A 16585-nucleotide genomic window follows, 5' to 3' on the forward strand; every position below is an offset into this window, starting at 1 on the left:
GACTCACTGACCCAGGAGCAACCATGAGTCAGCACGCCCCCGACGGCCTGCCGGATCGCATCCAGCACTTCATCGACGGAAAGTTCGTCGACAGCGTCGACGGCGACACCTTCGACGTGCTCAACCCCGTCACCAACCAGGTCTACATCAAGGCCGCAGCCGGCAAGAAAGCAGACATCGACCTCGCGGTGGCCGCGGCGACGCGGGCCTTCGAGGGTACGTGGCCGAAGCTGCCGCCCCGCCAGCGCTCGCGGGTGCTGCACCGGGTGGCCGACCTGGTCGAGGCGCAGGACAAACGGCTCGCCGCGCTGGAGACGTGGGACACCGGTCTTCCGATCACGCAGGCGCTCGGCCAGGCTCAACGCGCCGCCGAGAACTTCCGGTTCTTCGCGGACCTGATCGTCGCTCAGCGCGACGACACCTACAAGGTGCCCGGTCGCCAGATGAACTACGTGAACCGCAAGCCCAAGGGCGTCGCGGGCCTCATCACGCCGTGGAACACCCCGTTCATGCTCGAGTCCTGGAAGCTCGCCCCGGCGCTGGCCACCGGCAACACCGTGGTGCTCAAGCCCGCCGAGTTCACCCCCCTGTCGGCATCGCTGTGGGCGGAGATCTTCCGCGAGGCGGGCGTGCCGGACGGTGTCTTCAACCTGGTCAACGGCTTCGGCGAGGACGCCGGCGACGCGCTCGTGAAGCACCCCGACGTGCCGCTGATCTCGTTCACCGGCGAGAGCAGCACCGGGCAGATCATCTTCGGCAACGCGGCGCCGTACCTCAAGGGCCTCTCCATGGAGCTCGGCGGCAAGTCGCCGGCCGTGGTCTTCGCCGACGCCGACCTGGAATCGGCGCTGGACGCGACGGTTTTCGGGGTGTTCTCGCTCAACGGCGAGCGCTGCACGGCCGGCAGCCGCATCCTCGTCGAGCGATCCATCTACGCCGAGTTCGTGGAGCGCTATGCCGAGCGCGCGAGGAACATCGTGGTCGGCGACCCGCACGACCCCGCGACCGAGGTCGGTGCGCTCGTGCACCCCGAGCACTACGACAAGGTCATGAGCTACGTCGAGATCGGCAAGAACGAGGCCCGTCTCGTTGCGGGCGGAGGCCGCCCGGAGGGCTTCCCCGAGGGCAACTACGTCGCCCCGACCGTCTTCGTCGACGTCCAGCCGGACGCCCGGATCTTCCAGGAGGAGATCTTCGGCCCGGTTGTCGCGATCACCCCGTTCGAAGGCGACGAGGAGGCTCTCAAGCTCGCCAACGGCGTCAAGTACGGCCTTGCGGCATATATCTGGACGAATGATCTCAAGCGCGCCCATACGTTCTCCCAAGGCGTTGACGCGGGCATGGTCTGGCTCAACTCGAACAACGTGCGCGACCTGCGCACCCCGTTCGGCGGCGTGAAGGCCTCCGGTCTCGGCCATGAGGGCGGCTACCGGTCGATCGACTTCTACACGGACCAGCAGGCCGTGCACATCACTCTGAACGACGCCCACACGCCGCGCTTCGGCCGCGGACCTGAGGCGGCCACGTCCTTCACGACGCAGAAATGAGCGAGGAAAGCACCATGACCATGGACATCCCCACCCCGAAGGCTCCGGCGCCTGACATCGTCCGGTGCGCGTACATGGAGCTGGTCGTCACCGACCTGAAGAAGTCGCGTGAGTTCTACGTCGACCTGCTCGGTCTCGTCGTCACCGAGGAGACCGAGAACGAGATCTACCTGCGGACGTTTGAGGAGTTCATCCACCACAACCTCGTGTTGCGTCAGGGCCCGGTGGCCGCTGTCGCCGCGTTCGCCTACCGTGTTCGCTCTCCCGAGGAGCTCGACAAGGCGGTTGCGTTCTACACGGAGCTCGGCTGCCGCGTTGAGCGCCGCAAGGAGGGCTTCGTCAAGGGCATCGGCGACGCGGTCCGGGTCCAGGACCCGCTCGGGTTCCCGATCGAGTACTTCTACGAGGTCGAGCACGTCGAGCGCCTCGCCTGGCGCTATGACCTGCATATCCCGGGTGCGCTGGTGCGCCTCGACCATTTCAACCAGGTCACGCCGGACGTCCCGCGTGCGGCGAAGCACATGGTGGATCTCGGTTTCCGGGTGACCGAGGATATCGAGGACGCCGAAGGCACCGTCTACGCCGCGTGGATGCGCCGTAAGCCGACCGTGCACGACACCGCGATGACCGGTGGCAACGGCCCGCGCATGCATCACGTCGCCTTCGCGACCCACGAGAAACACAACATCATCGCGATCTGCGACAAGATGGGCGCTCTGCGCATCTCCGACCGGATCGAGCGCGGCCCGGGCCGTCACGGTGTCTCGAACGCGTTCTACCTCTACATTCTCGATCCGGATGGCCATCGTGTGGAGGTCTACACGCAGGACTACTGGACCGGCGACCCGGACAACCCCCTCGTCACGTGGGACGTCCACGACAATCAGCGTCGCGACTGGTGGGGTAACCCGGTCGTCCCGAGCTGGTACACCGAGGCGTCGACGGTGCTCGACCTCGACGGCAACCCGGTGCCGGTCGTGGAGCGCACGCACAACAGCGAGATGGCAGTGACGGTCGGCGCAGACGGCTTCTCCTACACCCGCGTGGGCGACGTCGAGCGCGGCTTCAAGCTCGGCGAACAGTTGTAGCCGGCAGACGACGGCCGCGGCCGAGGCGGAGCTGCTCGCGCCGGTCCCGAAGCGACTCTTCATCGCGGGAGCGTGGGTGGACGCGGTGGCGATCGTCAACGCCGGGGTCTGGGACGGCCGACGCGCTCTCGACGCGGTGGCGGCTCAGGAGACCTGGGCCGCCACCGCGACGTGACCGTGCTCGTGCCGTAGACGATGTCAGGCGGTCAGGCGGGTGCCGCGGCGCCAGACGGCTCGTGTGTTGAGGGTGTCGGAGATCGTGGTGGTGGGATCGCCGTCGACGAGCACCAGGTCGGCGCGCAGACCCTCGGCGATGCGTCCGCGGTCGTCGAGGCCGAAGCGCCGGGCGGGGGTGGCGGTCGCCGCGGTGAGCGCTTCGACCGGTGTGAGGCCCGCCTGGACGAGATAGTGCAGTTCGTGATGGACGCTCGCGCCGTGGGCCAGGCCGCCCAGGAACGGCATCGGCACCGACGCGTCGGTGCCGACCAGGATGTCGACACCCGCGTCGTGCAGTGCCTTGACCGAATTCAGCACGTGCTCCAGCTTTCCTTCGGGGTAGTGCCCGAAGCTGCTGCGCAGCGTGGTCATCCACGCCTCGTCCAGGCGGGAGGACACGCGTTCGTCATCGGCGAGGGCGTCGCCGGTGATGCCCATCATGGAGGCGTTCAGGACCACGCAGGGTACGACGAACGCGCCGGACTCGGCGATGAGATCGATGATCTCGGCGTCGTGTGGGCGATCCATGAACAGGTGGACCAGCCCGCCGATCCCGGCCTTGATCGACATTCTCGTGGCGTCCACGGTCAGGGCGTGTGCCACGGTGAGCATGCCGTGCCGGTGCGCCTCGGCGACCCCGGCGTCCAGCGTCGCCTGGTCGAGCATCGGCAGGCCCGGGCAGCCCTCGATCGAGCCGTCGTCCACCATGAACTTGATGTAGTCCGAACCCGATGCGACCAGCTTGGGGATGAAGGCGACCGCTTCCTGCGGGGTGGCGGAGAACGGCATCACCGGTGGATCACCGGCCGGTCGGCCGCCACCGCCGCCGGGACGGAAGTCCTTGGGGAACAACTCACTGGGGTGTCCGCCCGGCGGGGTGATCCCGAACCCGGCGGAGCGCACGTCTGCCATCGCGTCGTTCTCGCTGATGTGGCCCCTGCGCGGCTTGGTCGAGGTGCCCTGCATCTCCAGTTCGGTGGTGACTCCGAACCGCAGGGCCAGCGCCAGCGACGCCTCGTCGGTGTGCACGTGCGCGTCGAACAGGCCCGGGAGAAGCGTCGCGCCACGCGCGTCCACCACCTCCACTCCCTCCGGCGCGTCACCGCCGATGCGGGTGATGACCTGCCCGTCGATCACGACGGTCTGCTCGCCCAGAACACGCTCTCCGTCGAACACGCGCGCGTTGGTGATCGCTGTAGCCATGTCGCCTCCTTGTCTTGTCGAGCGGAGCCCATGTTGCGTTAAGTGAAACCACGGATACCCATCGCGATGGGGCGCTGGCGGTTGGGCTCCCGTGTGGGTCTGCGAACGCCCGCTTCGGCTTCACTGTATACGTAATGACTTCGAAGTCGTAATGACTACAGATATGAATCCATTGCATGTTCATCCTCGTTCTGTATCCGGATAGGCTGCCGCCTGTGGAGACGTTGGGCCGCCGCGAGCGCAAGAAGATGCAGACCCGGGAGGCGTTGCGCCAGGCCGCGCTGCGCCTGTTCCTTGAACACGGCTACGACAACGTGACCGTCGCGCAGATCGCCGAGGAGGCCGACACCGCGGTCACGACCGTCTTCGCCTACTTCCCCGACGGCAAGGAAAGCCTGATCTTCGACGACGGCGTGGAGCGGGCAGAGGGCCTGGTCGCCGCGGTGCGAAACCGTCCCCCCGGGGAGGCGATCCTGCGGGCCCTGCGCGCCTACCTGGCCACCCGCGGCCCGTTCACCACCGACCCCTCACCCGAGCTGCGCCGTACCACCGAGCTGATCATGAACACGCCGGCGCTCCGCGGCTACCAGCGCAAGCTCTGGACCCGCTGTCACGACATGCTCGCCCAGGCCATCGCCGACGCCTCGGGGCATGACCCCGGCGACATGGTGGTGCGGGCCCTGGCCCGCTACGTCCTCGAGGTCCCCGACCTCGCCGCCGGCGAACCGGAGCCCCGGACGGCCATGGACGCCGTCTTCGACCTCCTGGAAACAGGCTGGAACGGCCCCTGAGACTCGGGCGGCTGCTGAGAATCCGCGGCGCCCTGAGACTCGGGCGGCCCTCGGGCTCGCTCGTGATCCACTACGGTGACCGCCCATGAGAATCATCGTTGTCGGCGGCAGCGGCTTTCTCGGAGGCGAACTCGTCCGGCTGTCCGCGCGGGATGGCCATGCGGTGGCCGCTACGTATCTGACCCGGCCAGGGGAAGTAGCGGGAGTCGACTGGCTGCGGCTCGATGTTCGTGATCGTGAAGCTGTGACCGACCTGATCGGTGTGCTCAGCCCTGACGTAGTCGTCAACGCGGCCTTCCGCCAGTCCGACTGGGCGACAACGGCGATGGGTGCCGCCCATGTGGCCATCGCGACCTCCAAGGCCGGAGGACGGCTGGTGCACGTGTCCAGCGACGCCGTCTTCTCCGGGAGCGCGATCACCTACGCCGAGGACTGCGTCCCTGATCCGGTCACTCCGTACGGGGCGGCGAAGGCGGCCGCTGAAGTGGCTGTGCAGGTGATCACGCCAACGGCGTTGATCGCGCGGACGTCTCTGATCGTCGGGGACGGCGGCTCTTCGCACGAGGCCGTGGTGCACTCGCTGGCCGCCGGCCGTGAGCAGGGCATGTTGTTCACCGATGATGTGCGCTGCCCCGTGCATGTCAGTGATCTGGCGTCAGCCCTGCTGGAGCTGGCACGCTCCGACCGTGCGGGGATGCACCACGTCGCCGGAGCGGATGCGGTGAGTCGTTACGAGCTCGGGTGCCTTATCGCGCGGCGTGACGGATTCGATCCGGCCCGCCTGCCGTTCGGTCGTCGCGCCGACACGGACGTGCCCGGGCCGATCGATGTGCGGTTGGACTGTGACAGGACTCAGCGGCAGCTGCGGACCAGGTTGCGCGGTGCGCGGGAGTTCCTGAGGTAGTTCCCGGCGATCACTGCCGCCCTGTGGGCGCGCGCCGCGGTTCGGTGCCTTTCTTGTGATGAGCCGGGCGCCGGTAGGCCTCGCCAGGGGCGAGGACGCGGCCGACCCGGTGGCGCGGGACGGCCGGTTCCTGGAACCTCGGGAGCGACCGGAGCCGACCGCGGCCCCATCTGATGGCCCTGATCCTGTCCCCGCCCAAGGAACCGGACCAGGGGTCCGACCAGTAGGCGCCCGCAATTTGTGCGGCGGCCGTCCCGCCTTACATCCCGCCTTACGTCACGTCGCCGGGGCGGTCACGCGGGTGAGGTGGACCAACTCGCTCATCGTGTCGAACGGCAGCGGCCGGGGCAGGCCGTGACTCATCAGGACGGCACCGTGGTGGACGACCCCGGTGTCCTCGTCGCGATAGACCCCGTCCGGATCGAGGGCCCTGAGCAGGACCGGGGCGGTGGCACGGCGCAGGGCGGACGGCTGCCAGACGAACACCACGGTCTCCGGCCCGCGCGTGTACTGCACCGCGCCCTCCCCGAGGCGGTACATCCTGCCGCCGTGCACGATCGGCCGGATCCGCTTGTACTGCTCCACGAGCGCCGTCGCCCAGCTCAGGTCCTCCGCACTCCAGGCGCGCAGGTCGCCGCCGATGCCGAGCGCTCCCGCCATCGCGACGTGGAAGCGGTAGCGGACCGGGGACGGGCGGGCGGTGATCTGGTTCGGGCTGTCGGTGACCCAGGCCCCCATCGTGCAGGCGGGATAGATCTGCGTGTAGCCGTGCTGGATGGCGACCCGCTGGAGCGCGTCGGTGTTGTCGGAGGTCCAGATCTGGTCGGCACGGGCCAGCATGCCCAGGTCGGCCCGGCCGCCGCCGCTGGCGCACCCCTCGATGAGCAGGTCCGGGTGGTCGGCGCGCAGTCGGTCGATGACGGCGTACACGTTCCGGATGTACGGGATCCAGACGTCGTCTCCGGCCTCGGTGAAGGGGCGGTTCATGTCCCACTTCAGGAAGGAGATGTCGTTCCTGATCACCAGGTCGTCCAGCCAGCCGTGCGCCCACTCGGCGACGTCGGAACGGGAGAAGTCGAGCAGCAGTTGGTTGCGCAGCTCCGTCCGCGTGCGGTTCGGCTGGTGCAGCACCCACTCCGGATGCGCGCGGTGGAGGTCGCTGTCGGGGTTGACCGACTCCGGTTCCACCCAGATGCCGAATCTCATGCCGAGCCGTTTCACGTGGTCGATCAGAGGCGTGAGACCACGTGGAAAGCGGTCCGGGTTGGGCCACCAGTCGCCCAGCCCCGCGTGATCATCGGTCCGCCCGCCGAACCAGGCGTCGTCCATCACGAACAACTCGACGCCGACGCTCGCGGCCCGTTCGGCCAGCGCCATCTGCTGTGCCTCGGAGATGTCGAACTCGGTCGCCTCCCACGAGTTGTAGATCACCGGTCGGACGCGGTCGGGGGCGGGCAGGACGTGCCGGCGGATGTGGTCGTGCCAGCGGCGGCTCGTGCCTCCGAAGCCGTCGGGCGCGTACACGCCGGTGAAGACGGGCGTTTCGAGCTCCTCGCCCGGCCCGAGCCGCCAGGTCAGCCCCTCGTGGCCGAATCCGCCGGTCCATCCGGCGCGGCCGTCCTGGTCACGGTCGAGGGTCATGCGCCAGCTCCCGCTCCAGGCGAGCGCCGTGCTCCACACGTCGCCGTGGTCCTCGGTCGCGTCGCCCGCGTCGAGCATCAGCCACGGGTTCACCTGGTGGCCGCTGTGCCCGCGCCTGCTCGTCAGCACGGTCTCGGCCTCGGGTACGAGACCACGCCGGACCTGGAACTCCCGCCCCCAGTCACCGACCACATGGGTCATCCTGTAGTCCTCGCGCGGCGGCATCGTCCAGGCCGCCGAGTCGCAGCGCAGGACGGTGACCGGCTCGCTCCCCGCGTTGCGCAGCCGGGTCCAGCGCTCGATCGCGTCACTGCCGGACCGCACCCGGTAGTGCAGCGTGATCTCCAGCGGGTAGTGCCGGTCCGCCATCCGGATCGCGAGGTGCCCGCCTTCTGCCTTGCCCCCTGCCTCGCCGCCTGCGCTACCGCCCGCGTCCGTGTCGATGTCCGTGTCGATGTCCGTGCCGATGTCGTGGCCGAGGTGGCGCCACTCCACCCCGCGTACGGCGTCGCCGTACCGGATCTGGAGCGAGGCCGCGCCGAACCGTCCGCCGCCCTCGGCCGGAAGCTCCTCGCGGTCCGGCGGCAGGGTGCGCGCCTGCTCGATCGTCAGCCGCCGCCCCCAGTGCACGTTGTACGGGGCGTCGTCGGAGCCGAGCCGGACGGCGTAACCGCTGGACGGAGTGGACAGCAGCCACAGCCGCGCGTCCGCGTCGTAGATCATCATGGTCCTCCCGGGGTGAGGCGTTCAGGCGCCGGTCCGCAGCCACACGGCGGTGTCGGCGGGAAGCAGGCCGCCATCGAGCGGCCCGCTGGCGAGTAGCACCTCGTCGTACGCGGGCAGTTCGACCGGCTCCGTACCGAGATTGGCGACGAGGACGAAGCCCGGTTCCCGCCCGAACGCCAGCACGTCGGGACCGAGATCCAGCCAGGTCATGTCACCGTCGCCGAGCGCGGGATGGCGGCGGCGTTCCGCCAGCGCGGCCCGGTAGAGGGCGAGCATCGAGCCGGAGTCGGCCCGCTGACGCTCGACCGCCAGGTCCGCCCAGTCGTCGGGCTGCGGCAGCCAGGTGCGGACCGGCCGGTCGGCGAAGCCGTACGGCGCGGCGGAACCGGCCCAGGGGAGCGGCACGCGGCAGCCGTCCCTGCCCATGAAGGTCCGGGCCGTGCGCTCGAACATCGGGTCCTGGCGCTGATCGTCCGGGATGGCCAGGTGCTCGGGCAGGCCCAGCTCGTCGCCCTGGTAGATGTAGGCCGCGCCCGGCAGCGCGAGCAGCAGCAGCGCCGCCGCGCGGGCCCGGCGGGTCCCCAACGCGCGGTCCACGTCGATGCGGCCGAGCAGGACGTCGGGGGTGGGGTTGCGGACGAGGGCCTGGTCGACGCCGTACCGGGTCACCATGCGGGGCACGTCGTGGTTGCCGAGCACCCACGGGACAGAGCCGCCGGTCTCGACGGCGAGTCGGTGGGAGTCGTCGATGACCGCGCGGAACTCGGCCGCGGACCACGGTGTCGGCATCAACCGGAAGTTGAACAACTGCGCAAGGCCGTCCCCGGCGAGGTACGGCGCGGCCCTGGCGGCGTCGTCGAACCAGATCTCGGCCACCGTGCCGCGCGGCCCGGGGAACGCTTCTGCGGGATAGGAGTCCAGGATCTTCCGCCACGACCGGTACAGCTCCAGCAACTCGGGCTGGTGCTCGTACGGCACCGGCGTGCCGTCGGGGATGAGGTAGGCGTTCTGGCGGTCGGGCGGCAGGTCGGGGAGGCCCTCCTGCTTGTACAGCATGGCGGCCACATCGATGCGGAAGCCCGCCACGCCCCGGTCCAGCCAGAAACGCAGCACCCGCTCGAACATCGCCACCACGTCGGGGTTGCGCCAGTTCCAGTCCGGCTGTCCCGAGTCGAACAGGTGCAGGTACCACTGGCCGTCGGCGACGCGGGTCCAGGCGCGGCCGCCGAAGTTCGACTGCCAGTTGTTGGGCTCGTCGCGGAAGATGAACCGGTCGCGCCCCGGGCTGCCGGGCGGTGCCGCCAGGGCCTCCCTGAACCAGGGGTGTTCCGAGGAGCAGTGGTTGGGCACGATGTCCACGATCACCCTGATCCGGCGCGCCGCCGCCTCCACCACGAGGGCGTCGAAGTCGGCCAGCGTGCCGTACCGGGGATCCACGTCGCAGTAGTCGGCGACGTCGTAGCCGCCGTCCGCCATCGGCGAGGGATAGAACGGGCTGAGCCAGACGGCGTCCACTCCCAGCTCGGCCAGGTGGTCCAGCCGCGTCCGCACGCCGCGCAGATCCCCCTCCCCGTCGCCGTCGGCGTCGGCGAAGCTGCGCGGATACACCTGGTAGACGACGGCGTCACGCCACCACGGGCCGGACGCGGGGATGGCCGCGGGATCGGGCATAGGGATGGTGCCGCTCGAAGGATCGGCCATCGAGGCCGGCACCGGGTCGGATGTCGAGGTGGGCATCGGGTCGGACATCGTTTCCTCTCTCTTCCGCGCGCTCTACCGAACGCCGCGGATCTTCCAGACGAGTAGGGCGCCGCACGCGGCGAACGCCGCCGCGACGCCGTACATCAGGGGGTAGCCGCCGGCGGAGGTGACCAGGGGCGCGGCGACCACCGGGCCGAGGACGCCGGCGGCCGAGTTCGCCAGGCTCACCACCCCGAGGTCCTTGGCCCGGTCGGTGGCGGCGGGCAGCAGCTGGGTGACCATGGCCTGGTCCACCGACGCGAACATCCCGGTGCCCGCGCCGAGGAGCGCCGCCGCGGCGATGACGGCCGGCCAGCTCGCCAGTGTGGCGAGCACCAGCGCGGAGGCGCCCATGGTCAGGCCGCCTACGAAGACGATCGGCTTGCGCCGCCCGATCCGATCTGACAGCCAGCCCGCCAGCAGGCCCGGCGCGACGCTGCTCAGCGTGAAGACCGTCACCAGGACCAGCACGCCCTGCTCGGCCGTGGATCCGGGGAAGAGCCGCTCGTACCGCACGGCGTCCCTCAGGAAGAAGAGCAGATAGCCGATTCCCATCGAGAGCGTGAGATTGATCAGGAACCTGCTCAGCCAGGCCCAGGCGAAATCGGGATGGCGGCGCGGGCTGATCCAGAGGCCGGTGACGAACGCGCGCGGCTCCAGCCTGCGGCCGGGGGAGCGCGCGATCGGGGCCTCGCGGGTGAGGAGACCGAAGGGCAGCACCGTCAGGAGGACCAGGGCCGCCACCGCCACGTACCCGGGGAACAGGCCGGTGACCGCCATCGTCACGACCAGGCCGCCGAGCAGCGGCCCGGTGAGCTGGCCCACGCCCGCCAGCGCGGACACCTTGCCCCGCTGGCGTACGGGTACCTGGTCGGGGACGGTCGCCACCGCCGTGGCCATCATCGCGGTGAAGGAGAGCTGGGCCAGGCACCAGCCCACCACCAGTCCGCCCAGCGACTCCTGGCCGCCGAGGAAGACCAGTGAGGTCGCGCAGAGCAGCGCGCCCGTCACGATCCAGGGGCGGCGGCGGCCGAACCGGCCGACGGTCCGGTCCGACAGCGCGCCGAACACCGGATTGGCGATGGCGGTGAACACGGCTCCCGCGGCGAAGACCACGGCCAGGGACGCCTCCTTGTGCAGAGGGTCGATGCGCTCCACATGGGACGGCAGCAGGATCTGGCCTCCCGTGGTGGAGGCCATGACGATCCCCATCTGGACCATGGCGAGGAGGGACATCCAGCCGACGGAGACCCTCCGGGTGGGCTCCGCGGGTACGGCACCCGATCCGGCGTCGTGCGAGGTGGGCGCCTCGGATAAGGGGGTGTCCCGTTCGGTGCCGCGTTCACTGTCAGGTTCGGCATCGCTTTCGGCGTCGAGTCCGGAGTTGGGTTCGGCGTCGAGTCCGGAGTTGGGTTCGGCGTCGCGTTCGGAGTCGGGTTCGGGTGTGGTGCGCCGATCGGCCACGGACGCCCCTCCTGTCCTAAGGTGAGTGGGCGCCACGTTAGAACATGACGGGGTGTCATGTTAAGACCCTGGAGGGATCACGTTGGCCAGTCACGGCATCCGTCGCAGGCCGGTCCAGAAACGCAGCATCGAACGGGTCGAACGGATCCTCGACGCCTGCGCCGGGCTCCTGGACGAGGTCGGCTTCGACGCCCTGACCACCTCGGAGGTCGCCCGCCGCGCGGGTGTGCCGAGCGGTACGGTCTACCAGTTCTTCGACGGCAAGCCCGGCATGATGCGCGAGCTCGCCATGCGCAACCTGGAGCTGCTGATCGAGCGGCTGCGGCGCCGCTCCGCCGACGAGCCCGCGCTCACCTGGCCACGGGCGGCCGAGGTCGTCATCGAGGAGACCATCGAGATGCGCCGCAGCGTCCCCGGTTTCACCGTGGTCGACTTCGCCGACACCCGCCCCGGTGGCGCGTCCTTCCTGCCCGACGGCGAGACGGAGGAAGGCGGGGACGTGCTGGCCGACCGGCTCTACGCGTTCGCCGTCGAGGAGATCGGGCTGCCTCCGATCACCGACCCGCATCGCGTCATGCGGCTCGCCATCGAGGCCACGTCGGTGGCGCTCGCCCTGGCCTTCCGCGCCTCGCGCCAGGGCGACCCGGCGATGATCGACCAGGCACGGCGGCTGCTGCGCGCCTACTTCGCCGACCTATCCGCCTGACCCCGCCTGATCCGGGTGCGGCTACGCGGCGGACGAGCGGGAGAAACGTCTTGCCGGACTCTCAGGGGCGGGCGTCCTGCCGGTTCTTCTTCGGTTGCCGGGTACTGTCATGGCCTTGTCGAGATGTCCGCCACGGCGGCATCACCGCTTGGGCTGGAACACGGAATGAGGCTGCCCACGGCCAGTTCGACAACCTCAGTCGCGAGCGCGCCCAGATCATGGTCGACGGCATCAACCTGTTCATCCGCCAGCACATCCCTGACAGGTAGATGGCGCTCCAATGGAGCCTCAGGAGGTTGATCACGCGCCACGTTGAGCCCGAGGTATTCCGCGTCGCCCGCCCCGAACTCGACTACGACGGACTCGCCCGCTACCTCCACGACATCGGCGACTCCTGGCTGGAGTGCCTCGACCGCGAGGCCCGAACTGATCAACCCCAGACTGTCAGCAAAATTTGCTGACAGTCTGGGGTGTCTACGCGCGTGCTCGACACGAGGATTCGTGCTGATCCCCGAGGGCGGTTCTCGTTGAGAATCCACCCGGTTCATTTCAGAGGCAGAAGTCCCCGTAGTAGCCGAGGGTGCAGTCGTCGACGACAACTACGCCGCCGCTCCAGGGACGACCCCAGGTACCCCACGGGTTACCCCAGGGGTGACCCCAGTAGCCGGCCGGCCGACCCCAGCCGCCCGGCCGACCCCAGCCGCCCGGCCGACCCCAGCCGCCGGGCCGACCCCAGTCGCTGTGGGTGGTGTTGACTGCGGCGCTGTCGACCTGCGCGACAGTAGCTGGGCTCTCCGGTGCGAGCGTCTCCGCCGAAGCGGCGACTGGCGCCATGACGGCGAAAGCGACGCAGGCGGAACTGGCGAGAAGTACGCGGTGGAGCATGCTTGTGGATCCTCTCCTGTCCATGTGTGGTCACTAGCTGTGACCGCTTCCACGCTATCCATCTGTCGATCATGGATCTGGACGGAGACACATCAAGGGATGGCAATCATATGATCCTGTCGACGGATTGCCCCGTGGGAGCGAGATGATCCGATGGCCCGGCACATTCGCCGGAAGTCTGGTCGAATGGTCATAATGCGTATCAACATGCGTTGCGATATCCGCAAGTCATGATCCAAGCCAGCGCCGATGCCGACATCAAGCGGGCCTGCCAGGAGTGGCAGGCGCCGGCGTCACCGATGAGAAGTTGGGGCAATCGCGGGCGGCGCAGGGCTCCACGCGCACCTGGCCGCGCTTCCGCCCGAGCACGTGTGGGAGATCTCGGCCGCCGCCGCGCCGCTCGCCTCGACCGCTGAGGAGGTGCTCTCTGAAGCGCAACAGGACCAGCCGTGACCGCCCGCTGCCGCGAACCTCCCGTCGAACCCATCGACGGCCCCGGCACCTGGTCCACCTACGGATGCGCCTCAGCGCGAGAGCCTCGCCCATGGATGTACCACGGCAAACAGTGATGCACAGCCTCGATCACATACGAATCGACGTCCAGCCACGCCCACATCCGAGTCTTCTTCGTCCGTAGGACTCATTATGAGTGGAATTGATCTTGTCGGGGAAGCGGGCCTCTGACCTGCTGCCCTGCGCTGCGTCGATCATCTTTCACCTACGGTGTTCCGCGTATGTGCCGGATCTTGAAATGCGCTTCCACATGGCTTTGAGGTCTTGCTGTACGCAACGAGCGCCTCATAGTGTCCGCTGTGTGGTGGTCGAAGGTGGGCAGTCCGAAGCGGCCCTGGAGTTCTTGCGTACCTTGGGGTCGGGGCAGGTTCGCCAGGGAGTTGTCACCTCCATTGAACGCTGCGGCGTATTCGTGGATCTCGATGGTGCTGATGGCCTGGTGCTCGTGCCTGAGTTGGCGTGGTGCCACTTCGAAGACGCGTCCGAGATCGTCCAGGTCGGCCAGGAGGTTGTCATGGTCCTGGATGTTGATCTTGAGTGTGCGCAGGTGTCACTGTCGTTGAAGGCGCTGCAGAGTGATCCGCGGGTAGAGATCGCGCGGACGCGGCCAAGCCCGTCCTCGCGTACACGCGAACGTGCGGTCAATAGCGCTGGCGTAGGTGCGGTGGGTGTTGGGTGTTGGCATCCCGTGACGACTCAGCCACTGGTTGAGAATTGCGAGCACATCGCTGTGTAGGGATGTGTCGGCAAGGTCGTTGCGGGACCTCCAGACGGACCGAAGGAGATGTCGTTGCAGCAGGTATGGGCCGGTGTGGACATGGCGTCGTGAACAATCCAGGCGCGTCGGGAGCGAACCAGGTGACTCCGGCCGTCTCAACAGAGAACAGCGGACGCGAAGCCTCCGCGTGATCCCCAGTTGCCGGCAGAACGGAGCGGTCATGCGCGTCGCCATCTTCATCACTGCCGTCACCGTCGTCGTGGGGGCCTGTTCCCCCGCCCCGGCGGGGTCCATCGACGCCTGGCACGCGCCCGCGAGCGGCACATCGCAGCTCGGCGCTGTCCAGCATGCCTGGCCCGGCTGGCAGATCGTCAAGGTCAGCAACATTCCCAGGCACGACGTGCTCAACGATGTGACGGTCCTGCCTGGAGGAACGGTATGGGCGGTCGGGCAGCGAGACGTGGACGGCGTGAACAGGGGCGTGGTCGAGCGGTTCGACGGCAGATCGTGGACGTCGATCGCGAACAGCCCGCCCTTCGGCCTGAAGGTGATCACCGCCATCTCGGACTCGGACGTGTGGGTGTTCGGCAGCAGTCTGGCCGTGCACTGGAATGGCCGTTCCTGGACGAACCACTCCCTGGGCGGCTCCCTGGGCGGCGGCTTCACCGCCACCGGCGCGGCCGGCGTACGTGCGACGGACGTGTGGGCCGTCTCACCGTCGGTGCCCACGGCCAGGCACTGGAACGGCACCACGTGGGCGTCCGTTCCCGTGCCGGGCTTACTCAGGGCCATCGACGCGCATGCCGGCGGAGAGGTTTGGGCGGCGGGGCGCAACGGGCAGCAGCCCCTCGTCATCCGCTGGAACGGCACGGCCTGGGCGGAGGTCCCCCTGCCCGCACTGAAGCTCCCGTCGGCTGATGCCCTGGCCACCCTGGACGACATCGCGGTGCTCGGACCGAAGGACGTGTGGGCGGTCGGCAGTCTCAGCTGGAATAGACCAGAGGAGACGCACTCCCGGAGCCTGAGCGCGCACTGGGACGGCACCACATGGACGATGGCAGTGGGCACGGTCGACGGCCAGCAGCTCAGGAAGGTGGAGGCGGACGGCACCGGCGGGCTCTGGATAGTCGAGTCCAAATGGAACCCCACCCTCTGGCACGTGACCGGCAAGACCTGGACGAAGGTGCCGCTACCTTCCACAGCCAGGACAGCCGCAGCCAGGCGGGACACCGTGCTGTCCTCACTCGCGCGCCAGCCCGGGACGGCGACAGTGTGGGCGGTGGGGTCCACGGCCCGGGACGACCTCTCGGCGAACGGCACGTTCTGGCGCATCTCGTGAGACCGCACATGACGGCCTGAAAGCACCTGTGGGGCGAGGACTGAAAGCAACTGCAACTAGAACTGCAACTAGAGGCCCCGTGGAGATCAAAAAGCCCCCCTCGCTACGACTTCCGTTCTAGGAGTCGTCGCAACACCCCAGCTTGGGGAGTGCGATGGAGTTCGAGATCCGCAAGATCCGGTCCCCTCAGGGGCGACGGAAGCTGACTCGTGAGCGGGGGTGCCGGGGATCATGCGCGGCAAGCGGTACACCGACTCGGGGGAGACCCACGACGAACGCGGCCTCAAGTATCGCGGGGCGAAGGAGACCCGGCCCGTTCCGATCCCGCCCGAACTGGTGACGATCCTGCGCGACCACATCGCGGCCCACGGCGTCGCCGCTGACGGGCGGCTGTTCCGCACCGAGTCCGGCAAAGCCTTCTCCGGCTCGACGTTGTCCAAGATCTGGAAGGAAGCACGCGGGTACGCCTTCCCTCCGGACGCCGTCGCGTCGCCGCTGGCGGCCCGGCCGTGCGACCTGCGGCACGCGGCGGTCTCGCTCTGGCTGAACGCGGGGGTCCATGCCCCGGAAGCCGCGGAACGAGCCGGGCACGGTGTGGACGTGATGTTGCGCGTCTACGCCAAGTGCATCGACGGGCAACGCGAGATGGCCAACCGCCGAATCCTGGAAGCCCTCGCCTGATGAGACGAGATCACATCGAAGGACCCTGGGAGATCTCCCGGGGTCCTTCGATGTTCAAGGCACGATGGCGGGCCATAAGATCCGCACATGTCGGAGACGATGATCCCTTATCTGTTATTCGTCCTCCCCGGTGTGCTTTTCGGTGTGGCGTTCCTCTTGTGGCTCACCCGATTAAGCAAGATCCTTCGGCAGCGGCGCGTGCTCAAGTACGTCGATCCGATGCGGGCGATGGATCTGACGGGGCGGGTCCGTCAGCTCAAGGTGAGGGGCCGCGAGGAGGAGGCCGTCATCCTCGTCCAGGACGAGATCGGGATGGACGAGCGCACCGCCCGCTCGTGGGTCAGATGCCTGTGACCCGTCCGCAAACTGCTGGAGCCACCTGGGAAAACGGGGCAAAGAGCATTCCGCGTATGTTCCGCGACC

Annotated in this window: 15 protein-coding genes; 9 read left to right on the top strand and 6 right to left on the bottom strand. The window is 68.6% G+C overall.

Annotated features, from left to right (window positions below; all coding sequences use genetic code 11):
- Positions 1 to 23: 23 nt before the first annotated feature.
- Both hpaE and hpaD read left to right on the top strand, forming a co-directional pair.
- Entirely contained in the window at positions 24 to 1547 is a 1524-nt protein-coding gene (gene hpaE / locus IMZ11_RS07185; RefSeq protein ID WP_228638812.1) for a 5-carboxymethyl-2-hydroxymuconate semialdehyde dehydrogenase, read from the top strand.
- Positions 1548 to 1561: 14 nt separating this feature from the next.
- Positions 1562 to 2635 (top strand): 3,4-dihydroxyphenylacetate 2,3-dioxygenase, encoded by a 1074-nt coding sequence (gene hpaD, locus IMZ11_RS07190; protein ID WP_228638815.1) that lies wholly within the window; start codon positions 1562 to 1564, stop codon positions 2633 to 2635.
- Positions 2636 to 2833: 198 nt separating this feature from the next.
- Here hpaD and IMZ11_RS07195 read toward each other — a convergent pair whose 3' ends face one another.
- Positions 2834 to 4054 carry an amidohydrolase family protein gene (locus tag IMZ11_RS07195; RefSeq protein ID WP_228638817.1) on the bottom strand — a complete coding sequence of 407 codons (1221 nt, stop codon included), beginning with the start codon at positions 4052 to 4054 and terminating at the stop codon, positions 2834 to 2836.
- 215 nt (positions 4055 to 4269) lie between these two features.
- Here IMZ11_RS07195 and IMZ11_RS07200 point away from each other — a divergent pair, with 215 nt between their 5' ends.
- Positions 4270 to 4845 carry a TetR/AcrR family transcriptional regulator gene (locus IMZ11_RS07200; RefSeq protein WP_228638820.1) on the top strand — a complete coding sequence of 192 codons (576 nt, stop codon included), beginning with the start codon at positions 4270 to 4272 and terminating at the stop codon, positions 4843 to 4845.
- 85 nt (positions 4846 to 4930) lie between these two features.
- Positions 4931 to 5749: a sugar nucleotide-binding protein gene (locus tag IMZ11_RS07205; RefSeq protein ID WP_228638822.1), complete on the top strand. Its 819-nt coding sequence runs from the start codon at positions 4931 to 4933 to the stop codon at positions 5747 to 5749.
- Positions 5750 to 6025: 276 nt separating this feature from the next.
- Here the strand turns inward: IMZ11_RS07205 and IMZ11_RS07210 are convergent, their stop codons facing one another.
- The 3 genes from IMZ11_RS07210 to IMZ11_RS07220 all read right to left on the bottom strand — a co-directional run bounded on the left by IMZ11_RS07210 (position 6026) and on the right by IMZ11_RS07220 (position 11320).
- A complete protein-coding gene (locus IMZ11_RS07210; protein WP_228638825.1) occupies positions 6026 to 8116 on the bottom strand; it encodes an alpha-galactosidase in 2091 nt (696 codons plus the stop codon).
- Between the two features lie 21 nt (positions 8117 to 8137).
- Positions 8138 to 9787 (bottom strand): glycoside hydrolase family 13 protein, encoded by a 1650-nt coding sequence (locus tag IMZ11_RS07215; protein WP_228638928.1) that lies wholly within the window; start codon positions 9785 to 9787, stop codon positions 8138 to 8140.
- A gap of 102 nt (positions 9788 to 9889) precedes the next feature.
- Entirely contained in the window at positions 9890 to 11320 is a 1431-nt protein-coding gene (locus IMZ11_RS07220; protein WP_228638827.1) for an MFS transporter, read from the bottom strand.
- A gap of 82 nt (positions 11321 to 11402) precedes the next feature.
- On the opposite strand from IMZ11_RS07220, the gene IMZ11_RS07225 reads away from it, so the two are divergent.
- Positions 11403 to 12026 (top strand): TetR/AcrR family transcriptional regulator, encoded by a 624-nt coding sequence (locus IMZ11_RS07225; RefSeq protein ID WP_228638830.1) that lies wholly within the window; start codon positions 11403 to 11405, stop codon positions 12024 to 12026.
- A 107-nt stretch (positions 12027 to 12133) separates the two neighbouring features.
- On the opposite strand, the gene IMZ11_RS07230 is transcribed toward IMZ11_RS07225, so the two are convergent.
- Complete coding sequence (locus tag IMZ11_RS07230; protein ID WP_228638833.1) at positions 12134 to 12460, bottom strand: hypothetical protein; 327 nt, start codon at positions 12458 to 12460, stop codon at positions 12134 to 12136.
- A 115-nt stretch (positions 12461 to 12575) separates the two neighbouring features.
- Complete coding sequence (locus IMZ11_RS07235; protein WP_228638836.1) at positions 12576 to 12911, bottom strand: hypothetical protein; 336 nt, start codon at positions 12909 to 12911, stop codon at positions 12576 to 12578.
- A gap of 814 nt (positions 12912 to 13725) precedes the next feature.
- On the opposite strand from IMZ11_RS07235, the gene IMZ11_RS46640 reads away from it, so the two are divergent.
- The 4 genes from IMZ11_RS46640 to IMZ11_RS07255 all read left to right on the top strand — a co-directional run bounded on the left by IMZ11_RS46640 (position 13726) and on the right by IMZ11_RS07255 (position 16516).
- Positions 13726 to 14160, top strand: a complete 435-nt coding sequence (locus tag IMZ11_RS46640; protein ID WP_374462247.1) for a S1 RNA-binding domain-containing protein — start codon at positions 13726 to 13728, stop codon at positions 14158 to 14160.
- 202 nt (positions 14161 to 14362) lie between these two features.
- Positions 14363 to 15481 carry a hypothetical protein gene (locus IMZ11_RS07245; protein WP_228638839.1) on the top strand — a complete coding sequence of 373 codons (1119 nt, stop codon included), beginning with the start codon at positions 14363 to 14365 and terminating at the stop codon, positions 15479 to 15481.
- Between the two features lie 231 nt (positions 15482 to 15712).
- A complete protein-coding gene (locus IMZ11_RS07250) occupies positions 15713 to 16162 on the top strand; it encodes a hypothetical protein (RefSeq protein WP_305075851.1) in 450 nt (149 codons plus the stop codon).
- An 87-nt stretch (positions 16163 to 16249) separates the two neighbouring features.
- A complete protein-coding gene (locus IMZ11_RS07255; protein ID WP_228638842.1) occupies positions 16250 to 16516 on the top strand; it encodes a hypothetical protein in 267 nt (88 codons plus the stop codon).
- Positions 16517 to 16585 lie beyond the last annotated feature (69 nt).

It is taken from the genome of Microtetraspora sp. AC03309, assembly GCF_020826795.1.
Classification (GTDB): Bacteria; Actinomycetota; Actinomycetes; order Streptosporangiales; family Streptosporangiaceae; genus Microtetraspora; species Microtetraspora glauca.

Excerpts from the sequence above, each read along its gene's own strand:
- IMZ11_RS07255 (WP_228638842.1), top strand. The coding sequence starts at position 16,250 with ATGTCGGAGACGATGATCCCTTATCTGTTATTCGTCCTCCCCGGTGTG.
- IMZ11_RS07205 (WP_228638822.1), top strand. The coding sequence starts at position 4,931 with ATGAGAATCATCGTTGTCGGCGGCAGCGGCTTTCTCGGAGGCGAACTC.
- hpaD (WP_228638815.1), top strand. The coding sequence starts at position 1,562 with ATGACCATGGACATCCCCACCCCGAAGGCTCCGGCGCCTGACATCGTC.
- hpaE (WP_228638812.1), top strand. The coding sequence starts at position 24 with ATGAGTCAGCACGCCCCCGACGGCCTGCCGGATCGCATCCAGCACTTC.
- IMZ11_RS07210 (WP_228638825.1), bottom strand. The coding sequence starts at position 8,116 with ATGATGATCTACGACGCGGACGCGCGGCTGTGGCTGCTGTCCACTCCG.
- IMZ11_RS07195 (WP_228638817.1), bottom strand. The coding sequence starts at position 4,054 with ATGGCTACAGCGATCACCAACGCGCGCGTGTTCGACGGAGAGCGTGTT.
- IMZ11_RS07215 (WP_228638928.1), bottom strand. The coding sequence starts at position 9,787 with ATGCCCGATCCCGCGGCCATCCCCGCGTCCGGCCCGTGGTGGCGTGAC.
- IMZ11_RS07235 (WP_228638836.1), bottom strand. The coding sequence starts at position 12,911 with ATGCTCCACCGCGTACTTCTCGCCAGTTCCGCCTGCGTCGCTTTCGCC.
- IMZ11_RS07245 (WP_228638839.1), top strand. The coding sequence starts at position 14,363 with ATGCGCGTCGCCATCTTCATCACTGCCGTCACCGTCGTCGTGGGGGCC.
- IMZ11_RS07250 (WP_305075851.1), top strand. The coding sequence starts at position 15,713 with ATGCGCGGCAAGCGGTACACCGACTCGGGGGAGACCCACGACGAACGC.